We start from the raw sequence: 23,279 nt of genomic DNA on the forward strand, positions 1-23,279 counted from the left end.
ATTCGCTCACGCAAACCCGTCGGTGGCACACACCAAGGCATCGACGTTTTCCGGCTCGAACGCCGAATGCCCGGAAGCCGGGCTGATCTGCAACTGCGCCTTCGGCCACACCTTGTGCAGGTCCCACGCGCTTTGCAGCGGGCAGACCACATCGTAGCGGCCGTGCACGATCACGCCGGGAATGTCGGCAATGCGATGCGCGTCGCGCAGCAACTGGTCTTCGACCTCGAAGAAACCGCCGTTGACGAAGTAATGGTTTTCGATGCGTGCGAACGCCAGGGCAAAGTGCGCGTCTTCATGCCCGGTGACGAAGTCCTCGTCCACATGCAGGAAGCTGGTGGCGCCTTCCCACACGCTCCAGGCCTTGGCCGCGGCCAGGCGCGTGGCCTCGTCATCGCTGGTGAGGCGGCGATGGAAGGCAGCGATCAGGTCGCCGCGCTCGTCCTGTGCAATCGCGTTGATGTAGTGCTCCCAGGCATCCGGGAACAGCCGGCTGGCGCCTTCCTGGTAGAACCATTCCAGTTCGAAGCGGCGCAGCAGAAAGATGCCGCGCAGCACCAGCTCGGTGACCTGCTGCGGGTGGGTCTGCGCATAGGCCAGCGCCAGCGTGGAGCCCCAGCTGCCCCCGAACACCTGCCAGCGGTCGATGCCCAGATGCGTGCGCAGCCGTTCGATATCGGCCACCAGATCCCAGGTGGTGTTGTCCACCAGATCGGCATGCGGCGTGGACCTGCCGGAACCGCGCTGATCGAACAACACGATGCGGTACTTGGCCGGGTCGTGGAAGCGCCGCATCTTGTCGTTGCATCCGCCGCCAGGGCCGCCATGCAACATCACCACCGGCTTGCCCTGCGGATTGCCGCACTGCTCGAAATACAGCGTGTGGCGGTCGTCGACCTTCAGGCTGCCCTGCTGGTAGGGCGTGATCTCGGGATAGAGCGTGCGCATGCGTCGGTCCTGCGGGAAACCGCTAGTGTATCGGCTGCTGCGGGCGCACACGGGCAACGCCATGTGATCGAAAAGACCGGTGCGCGGTGATGGGCGAGGCGCTGAAGAGCACATCGACCTTGCGCGCTTGCCGGCAGGCGGGCGCACTCGGTGCGCACGACCGCTCGATCGAACGCGCGTGCTCCGCTTCGGAACGCGCGGCCAGTCTGCCGACAATGACGCTGCGGCAATTGCTCAGCCGGCCTGGCCCGCAGTTGGCGACCAGCGCCCCAAGGTCACGCGATCGCGCCGCTCCAGATCCTGATGCGTGGCCACCGCAGCGAAGCCGCGCGCGGCCAGCAGTTCGGACACCGCCGCTCCCTGGTCCCAGCCATGCTCCAGCAGCAACCAGCCGCCGGGCAGCAGATGCGCAGGCGCATCGGCCACGATCAGGCGAATATCGTCCAGCCCGTCGCTGCCCGAGGCCAGGGCACTGGCCGGTTCGTAGCGCAGATCGCCCTGCTGCAGGTGCGGGTCGTGGGCAGCGATATACGGCGGGTTGCTGGCGATCAGGTCGAAGGCCTCGCCAGCCAGCGGCGCAAACCAGCTCCCCTGCCGGCAGTCGACATTGCGCAGCCCATGGCTGTCTGCATTGCGCCGGGCCATCGCCAGCGCCGCGGCGCTGGCATCGGTGGCGATCACCTGCGCCTGCGGACGTTCACTGGCGATGGCCAGCGCGATCGCGCCGCTGCCGGTCCCCAGATCGGCGACACGACGGCCTGGCACGGTGTCCAGGCGCTCCAGCGCGAGCTCGACCAGCACCTCGGTATCGGCGCGCGGGATCAGCGTGGCCGGCGAGACCGCCAGGTCCAGCGTCCAGAATCCGCGCGAGCCGGTCAGATAGGCCACCGGCTCGCCGGCCTCACGGCGCTGCACCAAGGCATCGAAGGCCTGCGCGACCGATAGAGGCACCGCATCGCGCCCGTGCATGAACAACCAGGCACGATCACGGCCCAGCGCGTGCAGCATCAGCGCTTCGGCATCGCCACGCTCGACCCGCCCGGCAACGCGGCGAAGCAGCTGATCGGCGGGAATGGCGGCGAGATCGTCGGACATACGGGCTGTTCACCTACACGCAACATTGGCTGACCATTATCGACCATGGCGTGCACCGCGATTGCGCTAGATGCCATCTGACGAGTCGATAGCCTAAGACTATCTATGCAATTCCATCAATCGATTTGAGGAATCTATCGATCCTGCCTACCATGGCGCCTGTTCCATCCCCCGCCCCCTTTTCACCGCACGAGGAAACTCAATGTCTCTCATCAACACTCAGGTCCAGCCGTTCAAGGCGAATGCGTACCACAACGGCAACTTCATCGAAGTCACCGAAGCCAGCCTGAAGGGCAAGTGGTCGGTGCTGATCTTCATGCCGGCCGCGTTCACCTTCAACTGCCCGACCGAAGTGGAAGACGCCGCCGACAACTATGCCGCCTTCCAGAGGGCTGGCGCCGAGGTCTACATCGTCACCACCGACACGCATTTCTCGCACAAGGTGTGGCACGAAACCTCGCCGGCCGTGGGCAAGGCGCAGTTCCCGTTGATCGGCGACCCGACCCACAAGCTGACCCGCGCGTTCGGCGTGCATATCGAAGAAGAAGGCCTGGCGCTGCGCGGCACCTTCATCATCAATCCGGAAGGCGTGATCAAGACCCTGGAAATCCACGACAACTCCATCGCTCGCGACGTCACCGAGACGCTGCGCAAGCTGACCGCGGCACAGTTCGTGGCCAACAATCCTGGCCAGGTCTGCCCGGCCAAGTGGAAGGAAGGCGCCAAGACCCTGGCTCCGTCGCTGGACCTGGTCGGCAAGATCTAAGCCGGCTGTCACTTCCGGCCCGATAAGGGCCGGGGGTGAACCGGAGCCGGTGCCGGGCTGCCCGCCAGCCGCCGCCAGCACGCATCCCGACCTCGCGCCGGCTGCGGTTCACTCCCTTCCTTCCCGGCGACCTGCCTCAGCGCAGCGACGCCACGCCCTCCCCTTGCCCATTCCCAGGAGTTCTCCATGTTGGATGCCAATCTCAAGACCCAGCTGACCGCCTACCTGGAACGGGTGACGCGGCCGATTCAAATCAACGCCTCGATCGACGACAGTGCCGGCTCGCGCGAAATGCTCGACCTGCTGGAAGAGTTGGTCCTGCTCTCGGACAAGATCAGCCTGGACATCCACCGCGACGACAACCAGCGCAAGCCGTCGTTCGCACTGACCACGCCGGGCCAGGACATTTCGCTGCGCTTTGCCGGGCTGCCGATGGGCCACGAGTTCACGTCGCTGGTGCTGGCGCTGCTGCAGGTGGGCGGCCACCCGTCCAAGGCGGCTGCCGAACTGATCGAGCAGGTGCAGCACCTGGAGGGCGACTACCAGTTCGAAACCTATTTCTCGCTGTCGTGCCAGAACTGCCCGGACGTGGTGCAGGCGCTGAACCTGGCGGCCGTGCTCAACCCGCGCATCAAGCACGTGGCCATCGACGGTGCCTGGTTCCAGGACGAAGTGGAGGCCCGCCAGATCATGTCGGTGCCCACCGTGTACTTGAACGGCGAGCTGTTCGACCAGGGCCGCATGACGCTGGAGCAGATTGTCGCCAAGCTCGACACCAATGCCGCCAAGCGCGACGCAGCGAAAATCGCCGCGAAAGAAGCGTTCGACGTTTTGGTGGTGGGCGGTGGCCCAGCCGGTTCGGCGGCGGCGGTGTATGCCGCACGCAAGGGCATCCGCACCGGCGTGGCGGCCGAGCGTTTCGGTGGCCAGGTGCTGGACACCATGTCGATCGAAAACTTCATCTCCGTGCCGGAAACCGAAGGCCCGAAGATGGCCGCCGCGCTCGAGCAGCACGTGCGCCAATACGACGTGGACATCATGAACCTGCAGCGTGCCGAGCAGCTGATTCCGGCCGGTGCCGACGGCCTGATCGAAATCAGGCTAGCTAACGGTGCCTCGCTCAAGAGCAAGACCGTGATCCTGTCCACCGGCGCGCGCTGGAGGCAGATGAACGTGCCCGGCGAAGACCAGTACAAGAACAAGGGCGTGGCGTACTGCCCGCACTGCGACGGCCCGCTGTTCAAGGGCAAGCGCGTGGCGGTGATCGGCGGAGGCAACTCCGGCGTGGAAGCGGCGATCGATCTGGCCGGCATTGTGGCGCATGTCACGCTGGTGGAATTTGACGACAAGCTGCGCGCCGACGAAGTGTTGCAACGCAAGCTGCGCAGCCTGCACAACGTGCGCATCATCACCAGCGCGCAGACCACTGAGGTGCTGGGCGACGGGCAGAAGGTGACTGGCCTGGTCTACAAGGACCGCACCGGCGGCGATATCCAGCACATCGAGCTGGAAGGTGTGTTCGTGCAGATCGGCCTGCTGCCCAACACCGAGTTCCTGCGCGGCACGGTGGCGCTGTCGCCGCGCGGCGAAATCATCGTCGACGACCGTGGCCAGACCGATGTGCCCGGCGTGTTCGCCGCGGGCGACGCCACCACGGTGCCGTACAAGCAGATCGTGATCGCGATGGGCGAAGGTTCCAAGGCCGCGTTGAGCGCATTCGACCATCTGATCCGCACCAGCGCACCGGCCACTGCCGACAGCGTGGCCCAGGCGGCATAAGCGAGCGCCTGCTTAGCGCCCGGCCGACCCGGGCGCTAAGCTTGCAACACGCGCCAGTCGTTCCCCGTCACCGCAATGAAGGCTGCTGCACATGAATCTGCGTGACCTGAAATATCTGGTAGCCCTGGCCGACCACAAGCATTTCGGCCGCGCTGCGTCGGCCTGCTTTGTCAGCCAGCCGACGCTGTCCACCCAGATCAAGAAACTCGAAGACGAACTCGGCGTGTCGCTGGTGGAGCGTGCGCCGCGCAAGGTCATGCTGACCCCGGCCGGCCGCGAAGCTGCCGTGCGTGCGCGCAGCATCGTGGCCGAGGTGGAACAGATGAAGGAAGCCGCACGCCGCAGCCAGGACCCGGAAGCGGGCACGGTACGTCTGGGCATCTTTCCCACCCTGGCACCGTATTTGTTGCCGCACGTGGTACCGCGCATCCGCGAGCGTTTTCCGCGTCTGGAATTGCTGCTGATCGAAGAAAAGAGCGACCAGCTGATGCACCAGTTGCGCGAAGGCCGGCTGGATGCCGCGCTGCTTGCATTGCCATTGCAGGACGACCAACTGCATGCCGAATTCCTGTTCGAAGAACCCTTCGTGCTGGCCGTGCCGGAAGGCCACCCGCTGTCGCGACACGACAGCTTGACCCTGGACGACTTGTCCGAGCAGCGCCTGTTGCTGCTGGAAGATGGCCACTGCTTGCGCGACCAAGCACTGGATGTCTGCCACCTGGCCGGGGCGATGGAAAAATCCGAATTTCAGGCCACCAGTTTGGAAACCCTGCGCCAGATGGTCGCGGCGAATGTCGGCGTGACCTTGCTGCCGCTGCTGGCGGTCAAGCCTCCGGTTGCGCGCTCGGAAAACATCCGCCTGATCCGCTTCCGTGAAGACAAGCAGCCCAGCCGCCGCATTGCGATGGCGTGGCGGCGCAGTTCGGCCATGACCGCGTTTCTGGAGCAGTTGTCGCAACTGTTCAAGGAATTGCCCGAGAGCCTGTTCACCCTGGATCAGCCTGCGATGGGACCGAAGGCGGTTGCGGCTTAGGGAATCGGGAATCGGGAATCGGGAATCGTAAAAGCGTATCGCGGTTGCGGTCGCTTTGGCTGCGGTTGGAGGTTTGGAATTGGGCGGCGCGCGAGCGTCGCTTTTTGTTTGTGTGCAGCACTCTTGCCCAAGGTCGGCGGCGCATCAATCCGCCGCTGTCCGCGCGACGCGGCTGGCGGGCGGCACACTGCCCACGCGACCATGCGATTTATTCCCTTGCTTGAGACCGATGGCGCGGCGTTTGCGGCACGCGGTGGGCGCAGGCTCGTTTGCAGCGGCTGTATGCCTTCCCCCTCCGGTTGTCTCAACCGCAGCGCTTGCTCGCCGCACCAGGCCCGCAGCGACTGCCTGGCGTCCCTGCCGATGTCTTGGCTTCGCACCATCCATGCATTGCGATCAGCCGCCGGCGCCCTCATCTTGTCAGTGCTGCTTGCCATGTCGGCGAGCCGTTTCTATGAGGAGATTGCCATGACTTCGCAACACCACAGCGGCTTGCCGCCATCCATCCTGGTGTCCAGCCACGACCTTGCCCGGCTTGAGGCATTGCTCGATTCGCCAGCCTTCAACAAGCATCCCGCCGCCACTGCGCTGAGCGACGAACTGGGCCGCGCCCGCGTGCTGCCGCCCGACCAGATTCCCGGCGATGTTGTCACCATGCACTCACGCATCGAATGCGAGGACCAACTGCATGGCGAACGGCATACGCTCACCCTTGTGTACCCGCATGAGGCCGATGTGCAGCACGGCCGCATCTCGGTGCTCGCGCCGGTCGGCAGCGCATTGCTCGGCCTGTCGGTCGGCCAGAGCATCGATTGGCGTACGCCCGACGGACGCGACCTGCGCCTGCGCGTGACTGCCGTGCACGACCAACCCGCAGCGGCGGGCGACTTCCGGCGCGCGGCGCGCTAACGTAACGCGCTGCGCCATCCCCGACCCGTTCCACGATTCGAGAGAACCCGCATGACTGCATCCCCCTCCAAGCTCGCCCAGCTGCGTGAACTGTCCGTTGTCGTTGCCGATACCGGCGATTACGACGCCATCAAGCGCCTGAAGCCGGTCGACTGCACCACCAATCCCACCCTGGTCAAAAAGGCATTGGATCTGCCGGTGTATGCCGACCTGATCGAGCGCGAACTGGCCTGGGGCCGCGAACACGGTGGCGAAGACCGCACCAGCACCGTCAACGAAGTGGCCGACCGCCTCACCGTCGGCGTCGGCGTCAAGCTGGCCGAGCTGGTCCCGGGCCGTGTCTCCACCGAAGTCGATGCCGACCTGGCGTACGACACCCAGGCCACCATCGCCAAGGCGCGCAAGTTCGTTGCGATGTACGCCGAGCGCGGCGTGTCCAAGGACAAGATCCTGATCAAGATTGCAGCGACCTGGGAAGGCATCGAAGCCGCGCGCCAGCTGCAGCGCGAAGGCATCGACTGCAACCTGACATTGATCTTCAACCGCGCGCAGGCGCTGGCCTGTGCGGAAGCCGGCGTGTTCCTGATCTCGCCGTTCGTCGGCCGCATCCTGGACTACTACGTCGCCCAGGGGCAGACCCCGGCCAGCATCGACGAAGACCCGGGCGTGGTCTTCGTGCGCACCGTCTACAACGAGTTCAAGCAGCGCGGCTCGTCCACCGTGGTCATGGGCGCCTCGTTCCGCTCCACCGCGCAGATCGAAGCGTTGGCAGGTTGCGACCGCCTGACTATTTCGCCGGACCTGCTGGAAAAGCTCGACGCCGAGCACGGCGAATTGCCGCGCAAGCTCTCGCCGGCCAAGGCCGACAATGCCCAGTTCACCCCGATCGACAGCGACAGCTTCGCTTCGGGCCTGGCCGCCGACCCGATGGCCACCGAGAAGCTGGCCGGCGGTATCGACACGTTCGCCAAGGACTTGCACGCACTGCGCAAGACCATCGCCGACAAGCTCGCTGGCTGATCACCCAGCGAGCCTGTTCTGCATACAACGCCTGCAGCTGCCTGGCTGCGGGCGTTGTCGTTTTTGAGTCTGGTTTAGAGATGTGCGGCCAAGCCGGTCTGCATCGCGATGACGGGTAAGGATGCGGGCAGCTCGTGGACGTGGGCGTTACCGCTTCCGCAGCCGGCATTGCCGGGGATCGACAGCGGCCGCCTATCAGCACCTCTGCACGACAGACAGAAGACCGCGCGGCACAGTACAGCCATGCCTGCGCCGTGTACCGCTTGGACCAACCCCCCTGCTCTCCACATATCGCTTACACCCGCTGCACGCGCACTGCCTAGAATTCGGATTCACTCAACTGGCGTAACGGACAATGGCAAACATTGCAGTGGTGATGGTCGATGGCGTGGCCGATTGGGAAATCGGCGTGGTGCTGCCGGCAGCACGCGAATGGTTCGGCGACCAGGTCGCCATCGCCAGTATCGACGGGCAACCGCTGCAGTCCATCGGCGGGGTGCGCATCACGCCAGAATTCGCCCTCTCCGATCTGGCGCCACTGCAGGCCGATCTGTGGATCCTGCCCGGCAGCGAACGCTGGCAAGCCGGCGAAATTCCCGGGCTGAGCGGCTTGCTGGTCGAGCGCGTGCAGCAGCAGCGCCCGGTCGCGGCGATTTGCGGCGCCACCCTCGCCTTCGCCTATGCCGGCCTGCTCGATGAGCGCGCGCACACCAGCAACGCGTTGGCCTTCTTGCAGGAGCACGTGGTGCCGTACGCAGGCGCCGCGCACTATCGCCACGAAAAGGTCGTCAGCGCCGATGGCGTCATCACCGCACCTGGCACCAGCCCGGTGAATTTTGCATTGGCATGCATGCGGCAATTGCATCCGGAGCGCACCGATACGCTTGCCCAGTTGCGCGGCATGTTTGCCGGAGAATTCGTTTAATCCAACGGATTTAAGCCGGTAAGCTGATGCCCGCCCTGGCTCACCGTGCTGATTGCTTGTATCGAGTCTGCATACCGTTCGCGGCCAATCACCAGGAGTATTTGCCCGCGCTGAGCAGCCTCCGATGATGTGCTGCCCGGCCCTCTGCGGCGCTCGCCGCAACAACTCACACCACCGATTCGCTGTACAGCGTCGCCGAGCCGGTTCACCTTACAGACATATCGTCCCATCGCCAGCGTGTGCTGCGATCTCCGTTAAAAAAAATGGCCGCGCCGTCTCCGACGCAGCCATTCAAGTTGCCTAGCACGCACTCCCATGCAGTGCCTGATCGTGATAACGCTGCCGGTCACTGTCGGCCATCGGCACGCTGCCACGATCATGTGGACGACAGCGTTTCAATCCGGCCCGCCTTTCCGTCAGGCATCCAGCCCGATCGGGCAGCTCACTCCCGTGCCGCCAAGCCCGCAATAACCATTGGGGTGCTTGGCCAGATATTGCTGATGATCGTCTTCGGCGTAATAGAACGTGGGCGCCGGGAAACGGATCTCCGTGGTGATTGCGCCGTACCCGGCTGCAGTCAGTTGTTGCTGATACGCATCGCGGCTGGCAAGCGCGGCGTCGTACTGCGCCTGCGTGGTGCAGTAAATCGCCGAACGGTATTGCGTGCCGACATCGTTACCCTGCTGCATGCCCTGGGTGGGGTCGTGGCTTTCCCAGAAGGTGCGCAGCAATTGTGCGAACGACACCGCTTGTTCGTCGAACACCACCAGCACCGCTTCGGTGTGGCCGGTCTGCCCTGAACACACTTCCGAGTAGGTCGCGTTCGGCGTCTGCCCGCCGGCGTAACCCACCGCTGTGGTGTAGACCCCTGGCACGTTCCAGAACTTGCGTTCCGCGCCCCAGAAACAGCCGAGCCCGAATTGCACCTGGGCCAGACCGATGAACTCTCCGCGCAACGGATGGCCGTTGACCAGGTGCGTGTTATGCAGCGGCAGCGCTTGCTCGCGCCCGGGTAGTGCCTCGCCCGGGCGTGGCATACGTTGTTTGAAGGCGCCGATTCCCAGCATGGTGCAACTCCGCAATCGTGAGGATTGCCTGTTGGATGGCGCCGGCCAGAGCCACTTTCAAGCCTGCCCGGCCAGCGCCTGTCGCCCGCGCCGCATTACTTCGCCTTGGCAACCGCCGCGCGCGTGTCCACTTCCGGCATCGCCGAGCTGTGGTGGTTGATGATCAACCACTTGCCGTCGCGCTTTTCGTACACGAAGGTGTAGCGGGCCTGCACGTTGCTCTTGTTGCCGTGCTTGTCGGTCAGCGTGAAGGTGTACACCCCGGCATCCACGGCGCTGTCGTCGTCGAGCACGCGCACGGTGCGGTAATTGACCACGCCCTGCGGCTTCTTGGTCAGGAACATCGCGAAGTAGTTTTCGATCTGCTCGCGCGAGGCGCGCACTTCGTTGGAGACCGTCGGCAGCAGCACGCCGTCCGGTGCGTACAGGTCGGCCACCTTGTGCGGATTGCCCGTGGCCAACGCCGCATTCCAGGTGTCGAACAGCGCAGCGACTTCGCGTTCCTCGCCGCCGGCCGGCAGCTTGGCCTTGTCGGTGTAATGCATCACGCCGCCAGCCAGCGCCGGGGTGGCAGCCAGAGCCAGTACCAGAGAGAAGAGGGTGCGACGCATGGGAAATCTCCGTGTGATTGATGGGGGTGCCTCAGCGGGCAGGGCCAGTATCGAAATCAAGCAGCCCCAACAATTCTGCCGGGTGGCATATACTCAAATATGCTGATCGGCCTAGAGCGAGCCTATGGAAACTCCCACCAATGCTGGCGATTGGCGCCTAGCCTTGCGCCGCGAGGCCTCCGATAGCGCGCGTTGGCAGGCGCTGTGGGAAGCTGCCGTTGCACTGCGCCAGGTGCACAGCCCCGAGCAGGCCTGCGATGCGGTCCTTGGGCGGGTGCTGCTGCTGCTGGGCCTGGAACACGGCGCGGTACTGGCGCAGCGCGGCCCGCGCGCGCAAGTGTTGGCCAGCCGCGGCCGTGCATTGCCGCCCGGTGCCAGCGCCGCTGGCGACGGCCAGGAAGCGGCCTGGTTGATGCCACCGCGCCCGTCCGACATCCGCGAAGCCAGGGTGCCGATCCACGCGCTGGGCACCACGCACGGCATGCTCTGCGTGGCCTGGAGCGAAGGCCGCCCGGCCCCCGGCAATGACGACGTGCAGGCGCTGCAGGCGTTCGCGCTGCTGCTGCCGGCGATGGTGGCGGAGCCGGCCAAACCGGTTGCCACGCGGCGGCGCAAACCACTGCAGGACGACCGTCTGGGCGCGTTGAGCAAGCGCGAAAAACAGGTGTTGTCGTTGCTCCCGCGCGGACTCACCAACGCGACCCTCGCAGCTGAACTGGGGATTTCTCCCGGCACGGTGAAGGTGCACGTGGAGCGAATCCTGCAGAAACTTGAGGTAAAAGATCGCACCCAGGCCGCGGTGTACGCGGTCCAATCCGGACTTGCGCTATGAATGCATTGGCGGTGCGTTGGAACGATTGGCCGATTACCCGCAAAAGCCTGGCGGTGGTCACCCTGCCGCTGCTGTTGCTGGCCGTTGCGTTGATGGCGATCTACAGCGTGGAACGGCAGAACATCGCCGCCGAAAACGACGTGCGGCAGACCCTGGAAGTGCTCAGCGATCTGTATGAAGCGCACGCACTGTTGGCCGAAACCGCGGCCGGCGTGCGCGGATATCGTCTGGTGCGGCGCGATGAATTCCTGACCCCGTATCGCGATGCCGAGCCGCGGCTGCAGCGCGTGGCCGACCGTCTTTCGCAACGCATCACCGATCCCAGCCAAGCGCGGCGCTTTGCGCGCATCAAGCCGCTTTTTGCGGAAAAAATGCAGGGTTGGCGCCGATTGCTGGCACCGGATCTGAGCCGCGAAGAAGAGATCCGGCAACTGTGGGATGGCAAGTACAAACTCGACATCCTGCGTGCGGAACTGCGCGAGTTGCGCAACTACGAAACCGCGCAGTTGCAGGTACGTACCGCCAAGGCGCAAGGGCTGCGCCAGCGCAACCTCATCATCACCTTGAGCGCGGCGATGCTGGGCGGGCTGGGCGCGGTATTTGCCGTGGCATGGTTCGCCTCGGCATTGTCCGGGCGCCTGCGCACCCTGGCCGCCAACGCCGACCGGCTGGGCGAAGGCCTGCCGCTGGCACCGCAGCCGCGTGCCGGCGACGAACTGGGCCAGGTCGGCCAGCGTCTGGCGCAAGCCAGCGAATTGTTGGCCGCACGCGCAGCCGAAGCGCAACTGGCGCGGCGCGAGGCCGAAACCGCCAACCGCGCAAAAACCGAATTTCTCTCGCGCAGCAGCCATGAACTGCGGACTCCGCTCAATGCGATCCTGGGCTATGCGCAGGTGCTGGAAATGGATCTGCCCGAGCCGGGTCATCGGCGGCATCTGCAGCACATTCTGGGTGCCGGCAGGCACTTGCTCGGGTTGATCACCGAGCTGCTGGACATCGCGCGTATCGAAGCCGATCAACTTGATCTGAGCCCGGAGCCGGTCTCGGTACGCGCGGCCGTGCACGAAGCCCTGGGACTGATCGCACCGGATGCCGACAAGCATGGCATTGCGCTGCAACCGGCCTCCATCGACGGACCGTGGACGGTGCGCGCCGATGCGCAGCGGCTGCGCCAGGTGCTGCTCAATCTGCTGTCGAACGCGGTCAAGTTCAATCGTACTGGCGGGCAGGTGCAGGTGAGCGCGCAGGCCGATGGCGAACAGGTGCGTATTACGGTTGCCGACCAGGGCGCGGGGCTGACCCCGGCGCAGATCGACCGCCTGTTTACACCGTTCGAGCGCTTGGGCGCCGAGCGCTCTGCGGTGGAAGGCACCGGGCTGGGGTTGGCGCTGAGCAAGCGCTTGATCGAGGCGATGGGTGGACAGATCGGCGTGCACAGCAGCAGCGATGGCGCGCGGTTCTGGATTTCGCTGCCGCAGGGCGAGCATCGGCACAGTGAACCGGCGCGGCCGCTGGTACCTCCAAGCAGTGCCGGCAGCGGCGTGTGCCGGCTGTTGAGCATCGAAGACAATCCATCCAATCAGGCGTTGATCCGCACGCTCACCGAGCGTCGCCCGCAGTGGCAGCTGCTCGAGGCGGCCAGCCTGGCGCAGGCGCGTGCGCTATTGCAGCACGGCGCGCCGGATTTGATTCTGCTGGACCTGCACCTGAGCGATGGCAACGGCGAAGAGCTGTTGCGCGAATTGCAGGCGCAGCCGGCGCTGGCGGCCATCCCGGTGGTGGTGATCAGTGCCGATGCCACCACCGCCACACTGGCGCGCGTGGGCAATCAAGGCGTGCGCGCCTATCTGACCAAGCCGCTCGACGTGGCGGAATTCTTCACCGTGATCGACGGGTTGCTGGCATGACACGCGACGAAATTCTCGGTTCCCGCATCCTCATCGTCGACGACGAGCCGGCCAACGTGCGGTTGCTCGAAGACCTGCTGCAACGCGAAGGTTTCCAGCAAGTGATCGCCACCACCGATCCGCTCCGGGTCATGGGCCTGGTCTCGGCATTTGCCCCGGACCTGATCCTGCTGGATCTGAAGATGCCCGAGTTGGACGGCTACGCGCTGCTGGAACAGCTGGCGCGGCTGTCAGACCCTGGCCAGTTCCTGCCCGTGATCGTGCTCACCGCCGACCCCAGCCGCAGCGCGCGCCACCGCGCCCTGGGCCTGGGCGCCAAGGACTTTTTGACCAAGCCGCTGGATACCTTCGAAGTCGCACTGCGGGTCTGGAACGTGGCCGAAACCACCGTGTTGTTCAAGCGTCTGCGCGCATTGGCCGCGCCGGATGCAGCGCCGCCGGGGTGGCGTCAGCAGGAATGACGCGCATACATCGTAGGAGCGCACCTGGGCGCGACGTGGCGTTTATCGGCAGAGCCTCCTCGGCCCGGGTGCGCTCCTACGACCGGCGCTGCGCTACAGCGCCCGCGTGACCTGCCCGCACAAGCCGATCTCCGCCAGCACCGCCTGGGCCTGAGTCAAATGCATATCTGCCACGCAGACCTGCAGCACGCCGAAGGCGGGCAGCTCGCCGGCACCGCCCAGCAGCGATTCGCCGAAGACAAACGCGGTGATGCCGGCATCTTCCAGCGCGTGCTTGGCCAGATGCGCATCGATGAGGTAACTGGCGCGGTAGGCGATCTGCATCTCAGCTGCGCTCTGCACGTTCGCGCTGCGCGCCATTGCGCCAGTCGCGTAGCGCCGGCAATGCATCCAGCGCCGCCACATAATCTCCGGCCGCTTCAAATAGCGGCACGCCGTAGCTGGAAAAACGCAGCGCCACCGGCGCATACATCGCATCGACAATGCCGAACTGCCCGCACAGGAACTGCCCGGCATGGCCGTGCTCGGCGCGCAGGCTGGCCCACAGCGCCTGGATGCGCGTGATGTCGCGCTCGGCCGCGGCATCCCACTGGGCAGGGCCCGGCGCGCGGGCCAGATTCATCGGCAATTGGCTGCGCAAGGCCGCAAAGCCTGAATGCATCTCTGCCGCGGCCGCGCGCGCCTGTGCACGCACGGCCAGGTCGGCCGGCCAGCCGCGGCCGTCCAACCAGCGCTCGTTGATGTATTCGCAGATCGCCAGCGAATCCCACACATGCAGGGCGTCGTCCCACAGCACCGGCACCTGGCGGGTCGGCGAATACCCGGCAATGCGCGCCTGGAATTCGGGCGTCGCCAGCGGCAGCGCGACTTCCTCGAACGGCACCTTGAAGTGTCGCAACAGCAGCCACGGCCGCAACGACCAGGAAGACAAGGTCTTGTCGCCGATCACCAGACGGGGCAGTGGCATGGACAGGAGGCTTCAACGGGGTCGGCGCAGCGTACGCGTCGCGGCCGATACCCGCCAGCCATGCCCGGCCGCAGGCACGCCTGGTCCTGCAGCACGCGCGCAAGGCCGCGCGTGCGGGCCAACAACGTGAAAAGGCCAAGCGCGAGGTGAGAGGGGCCTTGCACCGTGGTTGCTGCGCAATGGGCACGCCGACCGCGCCTGCTCGCCAGGTCCGTCGGCGCCGCCTGGCGTGCCGTGGGTTGCATCGTGAAGCCGGCGACGACAGATCCGCGCATCGCCGGCACGGCCTGCAGGGGCTATCCGGGACCCAACCCCGCGCAAACCAACGCCCGGAAGCCGCCCCGCCGCGCCGCGCGCCTACCCCTAACCGGTGCCACCGCCTAAACTTGCGGTTTACCCATTGCTGATGCGCGCATGTCCGAGACCCTAGCCACCGACGCCACCGCCCCGGCGGAGAAGAAAGACTTCATCCGCCAGATCGTCCGCGAGGATCTGGCCAGCGGCAAGCACACGGTCATCCGCACCCGCTTCCCGCCCGAGCCCAACGGCTACCTGCATATTGGCCATGCCAAGGCGATCTGCCTGGATTTCGGCCTGGCGGCCGAGTTCGGCGGGCTGTGCAACCTGCGCCTGGACGATACCAACCCGGCCAAGGAAGACCCCGAGTTCGTGGTGGCCATCCAGGACGACGTGCGCTGGCTGGGCTATGAGTGGGCACAACTGCGCCACGCCTCGGATTATTTCCAGGTGTATTACCTGGCCGCGCAGAAGCTGATTCGCGATGGCCATGCGTTCGTGTGCGACCTGTCCGCAGAACAGGTGCGCCAATACCGTGGCACGCTGACCGAGCCCGGCCGCAATTCGCCGTTCCGCGAGCGCAGCGTCGAAGAAAACCTGGAGCTGTTCGCACGCATGCGTGCCGGCGAATTCCCGGACGGCGCGCGCACGCTGCGCGCCAAGATCGACATGGCCAGCGGCAACATCAACCTGCGCGACCCGGCGCTATACCGCATCAAGCATGTGGAGCACCAGAACACCGGCAATGCGTGGCCGATCTACCCCATGTACGACTTCGCGCATTCGCTCGGCGATGCGGTGGAAGGCATCACCCACTCGCTGTGCACGCTGGAATTTGAAGACCACCGCCCGCTGTACGACTGGTGCGTGGACAAGGTGGACCTGGCCGGTCACCCGGAACTGCTGCAGCCGCTGCTGGACAAGGGCTTACCGCGCGAAGCGGCCAAGCCGCGTCAGATCGAGTTTTCGCGCCTCAACATCAACTACACGGTGATGAGCAAGCGCAAGCTCACCGCGCTGGTGGAAGAGCAGCTGGTGGACGGTTGGGACGACCCGCGCATGTACACGCTGCAGGGCCTGCGCCGGCGTGGCTATACGCCGGCGGCGATGCGGTTGTTCGTGGACCGCGTGGGCATCAGCAAGCAGAACTCGCTGATCGATTTCTCGGTGCTGGAAGGTTGCCTGCGCGAGGATCTGGACGCTGCGGCGCCGCGCCGCATGGCGGTGATCGACCCGCTCAAGCTGGTGCTGACCAACCTGCCGGAAGGCCACACCGAAACGCTGCAGTTTTCCAACCACCCCAAGGACGAGAGCTTCGGCACACGCGAAGTACCGTTTGCGCGCGAGCTGTGGATCGAACGCGAGGATTTTGCCGAGGTTCCGCCCAAGGGCTGGAAGCGCCTGGTGCCGGGCGGCGAAATCCGCTTGCGCGGCGCAGGCATTGCGCGCGTGGACGAGGTGATCAAGAACGCTGACGGCGAGATCGTCGAACTGCGCGGCTGGCTCGATCCGGAATCGCGTCCGGGCATGGAAGGCGCCAACCGCAAGGTCAAGGGCACCATCCACTGGGTCAGCGCCGTACACGCGGTGGAAGCGGAAATCCGCCTGTACGACCGCCTGTTTTCGGTGGAAAAGCCCGACGACGAATCCGAAGGCAAGACCTACCGCGATTATCTGAACCCCGAGTCCAAGCGCAACGTGCGCGGCTACGTGGAGCCGAGCGCTGCGATGGCTGCGCCGGAGCAGGCGTTCCAGTTCGAACGCAGCGGTTACTTCGTTGCCGACCGTCGCGACCATAGCGCGGCCACGCCGGTCTTCAATCGCAGCGTGACCTTGCGCGATACCTGGGCCAAGTAACAACGCAGGACAGACAGCGGCGCTCTTGCAAGGCGGGCGTCGCTGCTCCCTAGGTTGGGCGGCGGCTGCACGGCTGCAGAGGCGGCACCTGCGTCGTCACGCACCCTCTTGGCCGCAACGCCGATGCGCAGCAAGCGGCTGCCACGCCGTGGACCGCTTCAGGCCATCACGATCGTGGCGGTGGCGCATGCGCTGCGATGGCATCCCATTGATTTGCGCAGCGCCATCGCACGCACGCGGCGCCATGCGTGTGACCGACGACATCACAGAAGCTGGAACAGCGCACTGATGCAGCGTGCGGCGTTGCATCCGTCTGCAGCGCCCGCCTTGATCAACGCCCTGCCGCACGGCACGCTGCAATGCATGCCCTGAGGAACAGCACGATGCGTGAACGCTTGATGGTGGGTGTCGCCTGCGGAATCGGTGCGGGCGCGCTGTGGGGGCTGGTGTTTCTGGCGCCGCAATTGCTGGGCGCTTTTACGCCGCTGCAATTGGCGGTGGCGCGGTATCTCTCGTATGGCGCCGTGGCGACCTTGCTGCTGGCGCCACGCGCGCGGCAGACCGCTGCCCGGCTGGGCGCTGCCGAATGGTGGGCGTTGGTGCGCTTGAGCCTGATGGGAAACCTGATGTATTACGTGCTGCTTGGCAGCGCCGTGCAGTGGGCAGGCAGCGCGGCAACGGCGTTGATCATCGGGCTGTTGCCGGTGGTGGTCACCGTGATCGGGACGCGTGCCGCCGGTGCGGTGCAATTGCGACGTCTGGCCGCGCCCTGCGTCTTGTGCGTGATCGGCGTGACATTGGTGGCAGTGGATACCGTGCAGGACGACTCCGGCCAGCAGGCAAGCGATCGCCTGACCCGGATCGCCGGCCTGCTGTGCGCGGCGGGTGCGCTGGTGTCGTGGTCGGCCTATTCGATCGCCAATGCACGCTGGTTGCGGCGGCGCCCGGATCTGTCCGGCGGCGACTGGTCGCTGCTGATCGGCGTGGTCACCGGCGCACTGGCGTTGTTGCTGGCGCCGGCGGCCCTGATCGGCAGTGCCGCGCATGCACCGCTCGAGTGGGCCAGTTTCTGGGGCGTGTCGCTGTTGCTGGGCATCCTGGCCTCGATCATCGGCAATGCGCTGTGGAATCATGCCAGCCGCGTGCTGCCGCTGACCCTGGTCGGGCAGATGATCGTGTTCGAGACGGTGTTTGCGCTGCTGTACGGCTTCGCCTGGGAAATGCGCCTGCCCACGCCATTGGAGCTGGCCGCCATCGCCTGCCTGCTGGTCGGCGTGCTGTGGTGCGCAGCACTGCATGCGGAAGCGAAATGACCCCGGTACCTGATGCACGCAGCGGCCTAGATTGCAGGCTGTATCAGCCAGCGATGCCGCCATGTGCCTCCCGCGACCATGCTTACGCCCACCTGCAAATACCTTGCGCGGCGCGGTGTTTTCGCTGTCGATCGGCCTGGCGGCCTGCTCGCCGCAGCCGCCCGTCTCGAACGCGGCCACTCCGGCCGAGGTGTTCTGTACGCTGCTCCCGGGTCGGCCGGATGACGATCTGCCTAGCGATCGCCGCGACGAAAGCATGCAGCAACTGGACCTTGCCACGCGCTGCCACCGGTCACTGCGCAGACGGCGTTGACTTCACCAAGAGCAGCTGACAACACCTAGCAGGCAGTCGTCAGGCGAATACGACGGCGCGGAGCAACCGGAGTGGACGCGTGGTACATGCCGATTCCGGGCAGCGGCCGCGCCCGCCTGGCGGCTGCACAGTCGTTTCGTTAGCTGCTCCAAGGCTGCAGGCGTGTTTCGGTCACACGCGACGCCGTCGCCAGCGTCATCAGCCACAACGCGCGCACGATCTGGATTGCGGAATTTTCTAGCTGATCCTGCGCGTGCCACATTCCGCGCACCCGGGGCTTACCATGGCCGCTCACCTATCCTGATCGGAGCGGCCGCATGTCCCGTCTTTTGTCCCGGTGTCTGAGCACGCTGTTGCTGCTGGCCTGTCTTGGGTCGATTGGCTGCGTGGCCGCACCACCGACCGATACCGCCACGCCACCTCCGGCGACCGGCTCGACACGCGGCCCGGCAGCCGGCAAAGCGGTCGTCGTCACCACCACTTGCCGCACCGATGCCGATTGCACGGTGAAGAACGTCGGCAACTGTTGCGGTGCGTTTCCGGCCTGCGTCAACGTCAACAGCGCCACCGACCCCAACGGCGTACTGGCGCAATGCCAGGCTGGCGGCATGATGAGCGTGTGCGGCTTCCGCGAGATCAGCGCCTGCCAGTGCGTGGCCGGTCAATGTGCCGCAAAGGACGCGCAGGCCGATACACTGCGCCCCGCCACTCCCCCTACAGAAACGGTCCACTGATGCTTTACGCGCACATCCACCTCACCCTGCCCGACTGGATCCACGCGCATGTCGACGACAGCCGCGCCTATCCCAGCGATGAGGACAAGGTGGCCCTGGCGATCGAGCTGTCGCGGATGAATGTGCGCGAACGCAGCGGCGGCCCGTTCGGCGCGGTGGTGTTCGGCCCGGACCATCGCATCATCGCCGCCGCAGTGAACCGCGTGGTGCCGCAGACCACCTCGCTGGCGCATGCCGAAAACATGGCTTACATGCTGGCGCAACAGCGCCTGCAGACGCCACGCTTGAACGATGTGCTGTCGCCGGTGACGCTGGCCACCTCCGCGCAGCCGTGCTGCCAGTGCTACGGCGCGACCGTATGGGCCGGCATCGACCGCCTGCTGATCGGCGCGCGCGCCGACGACGTGATGGCGCTGACGCAATTCGACGAAGGCCCGTTGCCGGCCGACTGGGTGGGTGAACTGAGCCGCCGCGGCATCGAGGTGGTGCGCGACGTACTGCGCGACCAGGCGTGTGCAGTGCTGCGCAACTATGGCGAGGGCGGCGGTGACCATTACTGATGTCGCCGGCGCAGCGGGCGCCCTCCTGCAGGTGCAGCGATGAGCGGCCTGCTGTGTTATTGCCGGCAGGGTTTCGAACCTGAGCTGGCCGCAGAACTGAGCGCGCGCGCTGCATTCGTCGGCATCGCCGGGTATGCGCGCACCCAACGCAACGACGGCTATGTGCTGTTCGTCTGCGACGAGGCTGCGCAACTTGCAGCAAAACTGCAGTGGCGCGAGTTGATCTTCGCCCGGCAAAAGCTGGTAGTGATTGCCGAGCTGAAAGGTATCGACCCCAAGGACCGCATCACGCCGATCCTGGCCGCGTTGGACGGGCAGCAGCGGTTTGGCGATCTGTGGGTGGAACACCCGGATTCGGACGCTGGCAAGCCGCTTGCAGGCCTGGCGCGCAGCTTCGGCAATGCACTGCGACCGGCCCTGCGCAAGGCCGGCCTGCTCACCGACAAGCCGCAGCCGCGCCAACCGCGGTTGCACGTCTGTTTTCTCGACGGCGACCACGCCTTGCTGGCGGTGGCCGACAACGCCGACAGCGCGCCGTGGCCGCTGGGCATTCCACGCCTGAAATTGCTGCCGGAAGCGCCTTCGCGCTCTGCCCTCAAGCTCGACGAGGCCCTGCTGACGCTGCTCACGCCCGAAGAACGCGACGCACTGGTCAAGCCGGGCATGCGCGCGGCCGATCTGGGCGCTGCGCCCGGCGGCTGGACCTGGGTACTGACGCGGCAGCACGTGCACGTCACCAGCGTGGACAACGGCCCGCTGCGCGAGCATGTGCTGGAGACCGGGCTGGTGGAGCACCTGCGCGCCGACGGCTTCCACTGGAAGCCCGCGCAGCCGCTGGACTGGATGGTCTGCGACATGGTGGAGCAACCGCGCCGCGTGGCCGAACGCATGGCCACCTGGGTGCGCGAAGGCTGGTGCCGCAACACCATCTTCAACCTCAAGCTGCCGATGAAAAAGCGCTGGGACGAGACCCGCCTGTGCCTGGACCTGTTCGAGCAACAGGCAGAAAAATCATTGATCGTGCGCGCCAAGCAGCTGTATCACGATCGCGAGGAGATCACGGTACTGGCGATGCGGGAGTGAGGCTGGGATTCGGGATTCGGGATTTGGGATTCGGGATTTGGGATTCGGGATTCGGGATTCGGGATTCGGGATTCGGGATTCGGGATTCGGGAATCGGGAATCGGGAATCGGGAATCGGGAATCGGGAATCGTAAAAGCGGTTGGCCGGTTCGGCTGTATATGCTGTCGTCGATTCCTTCGACCACCGCGCGACGTTCACGGAGCGTTTTGAATCATTCCTGCACAGCGATGCTCTGAGCGTTTGAAGCGCGCCTGAGGCGTGCAACGGGAATCCTCGTGATGGTTGGTCCCGTGCCTTGTAGTAGAAATTGCTTCCCGACTGGCGCGACTCGCTTTTGCGAAATTGACGCTTGCTCTTCTCACTGAATCAACATTTCTGCGGCCGCTGGTTGCCGCTGGTGTGCTGCTTGCAGCTGTCGGCCATTGATTGCGGGCGTGACGCACCGCGGCCGGTTGGTCGGTTGGCCGCTTGCTCGCTCCATAGTCAGGATGTGTGTTGGCCGCTGTGTGCTGCCATGCCTGGCGGCCCTGGGCCGCTGCTTGCTATTGCGGTGGCCCCGGCGGCACTTGGCCGCCGGAACCAGCTCATTTACAGCACGATGCGCTTGCTGCCCTCGCGCGCCGAGCGGTAGATCGCATCGACGATGCGGATGTCGCGCAGGCCTTCTTCGCCCGGCGCACGTAATGGCGTGCCGTTCATGATGGCCAGCGCGTCTTCGTCCATCTGCAGCGCTTGCTGATGCGGCACCTTGGCGTCGAACACGCGGCCATCGCTGGCCTTGCCGGTCACGCCCTGGTAGCTCTGGAACGGCGACAACTCGTACCAACCGCGCTCGCATTCGGCGCGCAGCACATTCATGTTCTTGCCGAAGCTGGTCTTGCACTCGGCGCGCACCGCATTGGGAAACTCCAGGGTGAAGTCCATGTGCTCGTCGACTTCATCGAACAGATCGGGTCGGTCGGTCCAGCGCTTGGCCGTTACTGCCAGCGGCTCGGTGCCCACGGTGTAACGCGCGGCATTGAGCGGATACACGCCCATGTCGTACATCGCGCCGCCACCGAACTGCGAGCGCAACCGCCACGGGCGGTCGGCCTTGGCGGTGCCTTGATAGCCGTTGTACCCGGCCTCGGCACGCACGCGTTGCATCGCGCCGAACGGTTTTTCGCTGGCCATCGCAATCACGCGCCGCGTGTTGGGCTCATGCTGCATGCGGTAGCCGATCGTCAGCGCCACCTTGTTGCGTTTGCAGGCAGCAATCATGGCCTCGCATTCACCGGCGTGCATCGCCATCGGCTTCTCGCACCACACATGCTTGCCCGCGGCAGCCGCACGCAGGGTCAGTGGCGCATGCAGATGCGTTGGCGTGACGATGTACACCACATCGATGTCGTCGTTGTCGGCGATACGATCGAAGTTCTCGTAGTTGTAGACATTGCGGTCGGCGATGCCGTACTTGGACTGCCACTGCGGAATCTTCGACGGCGTGCCGGTGACGATCCCGGCAAGCTTGCAATGCTTGGTCAGCGCCAGGCCGGGCGCGAGCTGTTCGCTGGCATAACTACCCAACCCGACCAACGCGACATTGAGCGGTTTTCCGGGCTTTTTCTTCGGCACTGCCCACGTCGGTGCAGCCAGCAGGATGCCTGCACCGCCAAAGGCGGCAAGCAAGCGGCGACGTGTGATCGATTCCACGGACATGCAAACCTCCTTCGCGAGTGTGGGCGTACTGCTCGCGCACCTTACTTGATCGGGTGTGATCACCGCCATGGTCGCGCTGCACGTTCTGGCACACTGCTGGCGATCACATCCGGAGCATTGCGCATGACCGTCGTTGCCCATCTTCGCTATCTGCCGCTGGCGCTCCTGTTGTCCAGTTCGCTCGCCAGCGCTGCCGACACTCCCTTCGTTGCGCGCGATCTGATCGGCGATGGCGCATTCACACACAATGCCGAAGGCCCGGCGACCGGTCCGGATGGCGCGCTGTACGCGGTGAACCTGGGCAAGGACGGCACCATCGCGCGCATCGCGCTGCAGGCCGACGGCGGCGCACGTGCCGAGGTGTTCGTCACCTTGCCCGAGGGAAGCACCGGCAATGGCATCCGCTTTCGCGACGGCACCATGTATGTCGCCGATTACACCGGCCACAAGATCCTGCAGGTCAACATGCAGACGCGTGCGGTCAGCACGTTCGCGGCATTGCCCGAGGCAGATGGCCCCAACGATCTGGCGCTGGCGCCCGATGGCAGCTTCTACGCCAGCGACCCGAACTGGAAGGACAATGGCGGGCGCTTGTGGCACATCGGCCGCGACGGCGCGGTGCGGCTGCTGGAGGCAGGGATGACCACGCCCAACGGCCTGGATGTCAGCCCCGACGGCAAACAGCTGTATGTCAATGAAAGCATGTCGCGCAAGGTGTGGGCCTACGACCGTGGCAGCGACGGCAGCCTGCGCAACAAACGGCTGCTGATCAGCTTCCCCGATTTCGGCATGGACGGCATGCGCTGCGATGCCGACGGCAATCTGTACATCGCCCGCTACGATGCCGGGCAGATTGCAGTGGTGTCGCCGCAGGGCAAGCTGCTGCGCACGGTTGCATTGAAGGGGCGCAAGGCCAGCAACGTGGCCTTCGGCGGCGCCGATGGCAAGCAGGTGTTCGTCACCTTGCAGGACCGCGGCGCAGTTGAAACGTTCAGGTCCGATCGTCGCGGGCGCGAAACCGGACACTGAAACTGGCGTGTGCGTCGCATTGGTTCTCAGGCCGCGCAACAGCGTCCTGGCATGCTGCAGGTCACCTGTGGAGG

Annotated in this window: 22 protein-coding genes, 1 other RNA gene and 1 pseudogene; 16 read left to right on the plus strand and 8 right to left on the minus strand. The window is 65.4% G+C overall.

What is annotated here, in order from left to right:
* Positions 1-6: 6 nt before the first annotated feature.
* Positions 7-948: a prolyl aminopeptidase gene (gene pip / locus AC1POX_RS17480; protein ID WP_122273231.1), complete on the minus strand. Its 942-nt coding sequence runs from the start codon at positions 946-948 to the stop codon at positions 7-9.
* Between the two features lie 234 nt (positions 949-1,182).
* Positions 1,183-2,043 carry a peptide chain release factor N(5)-glutamine methyltransferase gene (prmC, locus tag AC1POX_RS17485; protein WP_218556804.1) on the minus strand — a complete coding sequence of 287 codons (861 nt, stop codon included), beginning with the start codon at positions 2,041-2,043 and terminating at the stop codon, positions 1,183-1,185.
* Between the two features lie 202 nt (positions 2,044-2,245).
* Between prmC and ahpC the strand changes: the two genes are divergently transcribed.
* The 6 genes from ahpC to AC1POX_RS17515 all read left to right on the plus strand — a co-directional run bounded on the left by ahpC (position 2,246) and on the right by AC1POX_RS17515 (position 8,475).
* Entirely contained in the window at positions 2,246-2,809 is a 564-nt protein-coding gene (ahpC, locus tag AC1POX_RS17490) for an alkyl hydroperoxide reductase subunit C (RefSeq protein WP_372356426.1), read from the plus strand.
* A gap of 186 nt (positions 2,810-2,995) precedes the next feature.
* Complete coding sequence (gene ahpF, locus AC1POX_RS17495) at positions 2,996-4,588, plus strand: alkyl hydroperoxide reductase subunit F (RefSeq protein WP_372173334.1); 1,593 nt, start codon at positions 2,996-2,998, stop codon at positions 4,586-4,588.
* Between the two features lie 91 nt (positions 4,589-4,679).
* A complete protein-coding gene (locus AC1POX_RS17500; RefSeq protein ID WP_372356427.1) occupies positions 4,680-5,621 on the plus strand; it encodes a LysR substrate-binding domain-containing protein in 942 nt (313 codons plus the stop codon).
* A 468-nt stretch (positions 5,622-6,089) separates the two neighbouring features.
* The gene (gene rnk, locus AC1POX_RS17505; protein ID WP_011346504.1) at positions 6,090-6,530 is read left to right on the plus strand and encodes a nucleoside diphosphate kinase regulator; all 441 of its coding nucleotides are present in this window, start codon (positions 6,090-6,092) and stop codon (positions 6,528-6,530) included.
* 51 nt (positions 6,531-6,581) lie between these two features.
* The gene (gene tal / locus AC1POX_RS17510) at positions 6,582-7,550 is read left to right on the plus strand and encodes a transaldolase (RefSeq protein WP_031421219.1); all 969 of its coding nucleotides are present in this window, start codon (positions 6,582-6,584) and stop codon (positions 7,548-7,550) included.
* 355 nt (positions 7,551-7,905) lie between these two features.
* Positions 7,906-8,475 (plus strand): type 1 glutamine amidotransferase family protein, encoded by a 570-nt coding sequence (locus AC1POX_RS17515; protein ID WP_008576347.1) that lies wholly within the window; start codon positions 7,906-7,908, stop codon positions 8,473-8,475.
* Positions 8,476-8,891: 416 nt separating this feature from the next.
* Here AC1POX_RS17515 and msrA read toward each other — a convergent pair whose 3' ends face one another.
* Both msrA and AC1POX_RS17525 read right to left on the minus strand, forming a co-directional pair.
* Positions 8,892-9,542, minus strand: a complete 651-nt coding sequence (gene msrA, locus AC1POX_RS17520; protein ID WP_011346502.1) for a peptide-methionine (S)-S-oxide reductase MsrA — start codon at positions 9,540-9,542, stop codon at positions 8,892-8,894.
* 95 nt (positions 9,543-9,637) lie between these two features.
* Entirely contained in the window at positions 9,638-10,153 is a 516-nt protein-coding gene (locus AC1POX_RS17525) for an SgcJ/EcaC family oxidoreductase (protein ID WP_011346501.1), read from the minus strand.
* A 124-nt stretch (positions 10,154-10,277) separates the two neighbouring features.
* Between AC1POX_RS17525 and AC1POX_RS17530 the strand changes: the two genes are divergently transcribed.
* The 3 genes from AC1POX_RS17530 to AC1POX_RS17540 are packed head-to-tail and all read left to right on the plus strand — an operon-like array spanning position 10,278 to position 13,353.
* The gene (locus AC1POX_RS17530) at positions 10,278-10,985 is read left to right on the plus strand and encodes a helix-turn-helix transcriptional regulator (RefSeq protein WP_109291192.1); all 708 of its coding nucleotides are present in this window, start codon (positions 10,278-10,280) and stop codon (positions 10,983-10,985) included.
* The gene (locus AC1POX_RS17535; protein ID WP_008572609.1) at positions 10,982-12,892 is read left to right on the plus strand and encodes an ATP-binding protein; all 1,911 of its coding nucleotides are present in this window, start codon (positions 10,982-10,984) and stop codon (positions 12,890-12,892) included. Before AC1POX_RS17530 ends, AC1POX_RS17535 begins: the two co-directional genes overlap by 4 nt.
* Positions 12,889-13,353, plus strand: coding sequence for a response regulator (locus tag AC1POX_RS17540; protein WP_003487509.1), 465 nt, complete (start codon positions 12,889-12,891; stop codon positions 13,351-13,353). Before AC1POX_RS17535 ends, AC1POX_RS17540 begins: the two co-directional genes overlap by 4 nt.
* 93 nt (positions 13,354-13,446) lie before the next feature.
* Here the strand turns inward: AC1POX_RS17540 and AC1POX_RS17545 are convergent, their stop codons facing one another.
* A complete protein-coding gene (locus AC1POX_RS17545; RefSeq protein WP_029818734.1) occupies positions 13,447-13,677 on the minus strand; it encodes a putative signal transducing protein in 231 nt (76 codons plus the stop codon).
* 1 nt (position 13,678) lies between these two features.
* Entirely contained in the window at positions 13,679-14,320 is a 642-nt protein-coding gene (locus AC1POX_RS17550; RefSeq protein WP_014089452.1) for a glutathione S-transferase family protein, read from the minus strand.
* A gap of 414 nt (positions 14,321-14,734) precedes the next feature.
* Here AC1POX_RS17550 and AC1POX_RS17555 point away from each other — a divergent pair, with 414 nt between their 5' ends.
* From AC1POX_RS17555 to AC1POX_RS17565, 3 genes and pseudogenes are all read left to right on the plus strand, one after another.
* Positions 14,735-16,474, plus strand: coding sequence for a glutamine--tRNA ligase/YqeY domain fusion protein (locus AC1POX_RS17555; RefSeq protein ID WP_011346499.1), 1,740 nt, complete (start codon positions 14,735-14,737; stop codon positions 16,472-16,474).
* 123 nt (positions 16,475-16,597) lie between these two features.
* Positions 16,598-16,846 (plus strand): annotated as a pseudogene (locus AC1POX_RS17560) (hypothetical protein).
* A gap of 11 nt (positions 16,847-16,857) precedes the next feature.
* On the plus strand, positions 16,858-17,787 hold the full coding sequence (locus tag AC1POX_RS17565) for a DMT family transporter (protein ID WP_372356428.1): 930 nt from the start codon (positions 16,858-16,860) through the stop codon (positions 17,785-17,787).
* A gap of 326 nt (positions 17,788-18,113) precedes the next feature.
* Here the strand turns inward: AC1POX_RS17565 and AC1POX_RS17570 are convergent.
* Positions 18,114-18,188: non-coding RNA, sX9 sRNA (locus tag AC1POX_RS17570), on the minus strand.
* A 265-nt stretch (positions 18,189-18,453) separates the two neighbouring features.
* Between AC1POX_RS17570 and AC1POX_RS17575 the strand changes: the two genes are divergently transcribed.
* From AC1POX_RS17575 to rlmM, 3 genes are read left to right on the plus strand one after another with little or no spacing between them, the layout of a single operon-like run.
* The gene (locus AC1POX_RS17575) at positions 18,454-18,834 is read left to right on the plus strand and encodes a hypothetical protein (protein ID WP_046932418.1); all 381 of its coding nucleotides are present in this window, start codon (positions 18,454-18,456) and stop codon (positions 18,832-18,834) included.
* Positions 18,834-19,394 carry a nucleoside deaminase gene (locus AC1POX_RS17580; protein WP_008572602.1) on the plus strand — a complete coding sequence of 187 codons (561 nt, stop codon included), beginning with the start codon at positions 18,834-18,836 and terminating at the stop codon, positions 19,392-19,394. The genes AC1POX_RS17575 and AC1POX_RS17580 overlap by 1 nt, the downstream gene beginning before the upstream one ends.
* 39 nt (positions 19,395-19,433) lie before the next feature.
* Complete coding sequence (gene rlmM, locus AC1POX_RS17585; RefSeq protein WP_008572601.1) at positions 19,434-20,477, plus strand: 23S rRNA (cytidine(2498)-2'-O)-methyltransferase RlmM; 1,044 nt, start codon at positions 19,434-19,436, stop codon at positions 20,475-20,477.
* Positions 20,478-21,066: 589 nt separating this feature from the next.
* On the opposite strand, the gene AC1POX_RS17590 is transcribed toward rlmM, so the two are convergent.
* Positions 21,067-22,176: a Gfo/Idh/MocA family protein gene (locus tag AC1POX_RS17590; RefSeq protein WP_011346492.1), complete on the minus strand. Its 1,110-nt coding sequence runs from the start codon at positions 22,174-22,176 to the stop codon at positions 21,067-21,069.
* 123 nt (positions 22,177-22,299) lie between these two features.
* Between AC1POX_RS17590 and AC1POX_RS17595 the strand changes: the two genes are divergently transcribed.
* Positions 22,300-23,205, plus strand: a complete 906-nt coding sequence (locus AC1POX_RS17595; protein ID WP_008572599.1) for an SMP-30/gluconolactonase/LRE family protein — start codon at positions 22,300-22,302, stop codon at positions 23,203-23,205.
* Positions 23,206-23,279 lie beyond the last annotated feature (74 nt).

The sequence above is a fragment of the Xanthomonas sp. NCPPB 3442 genome, from assembly GCF_056725145.1.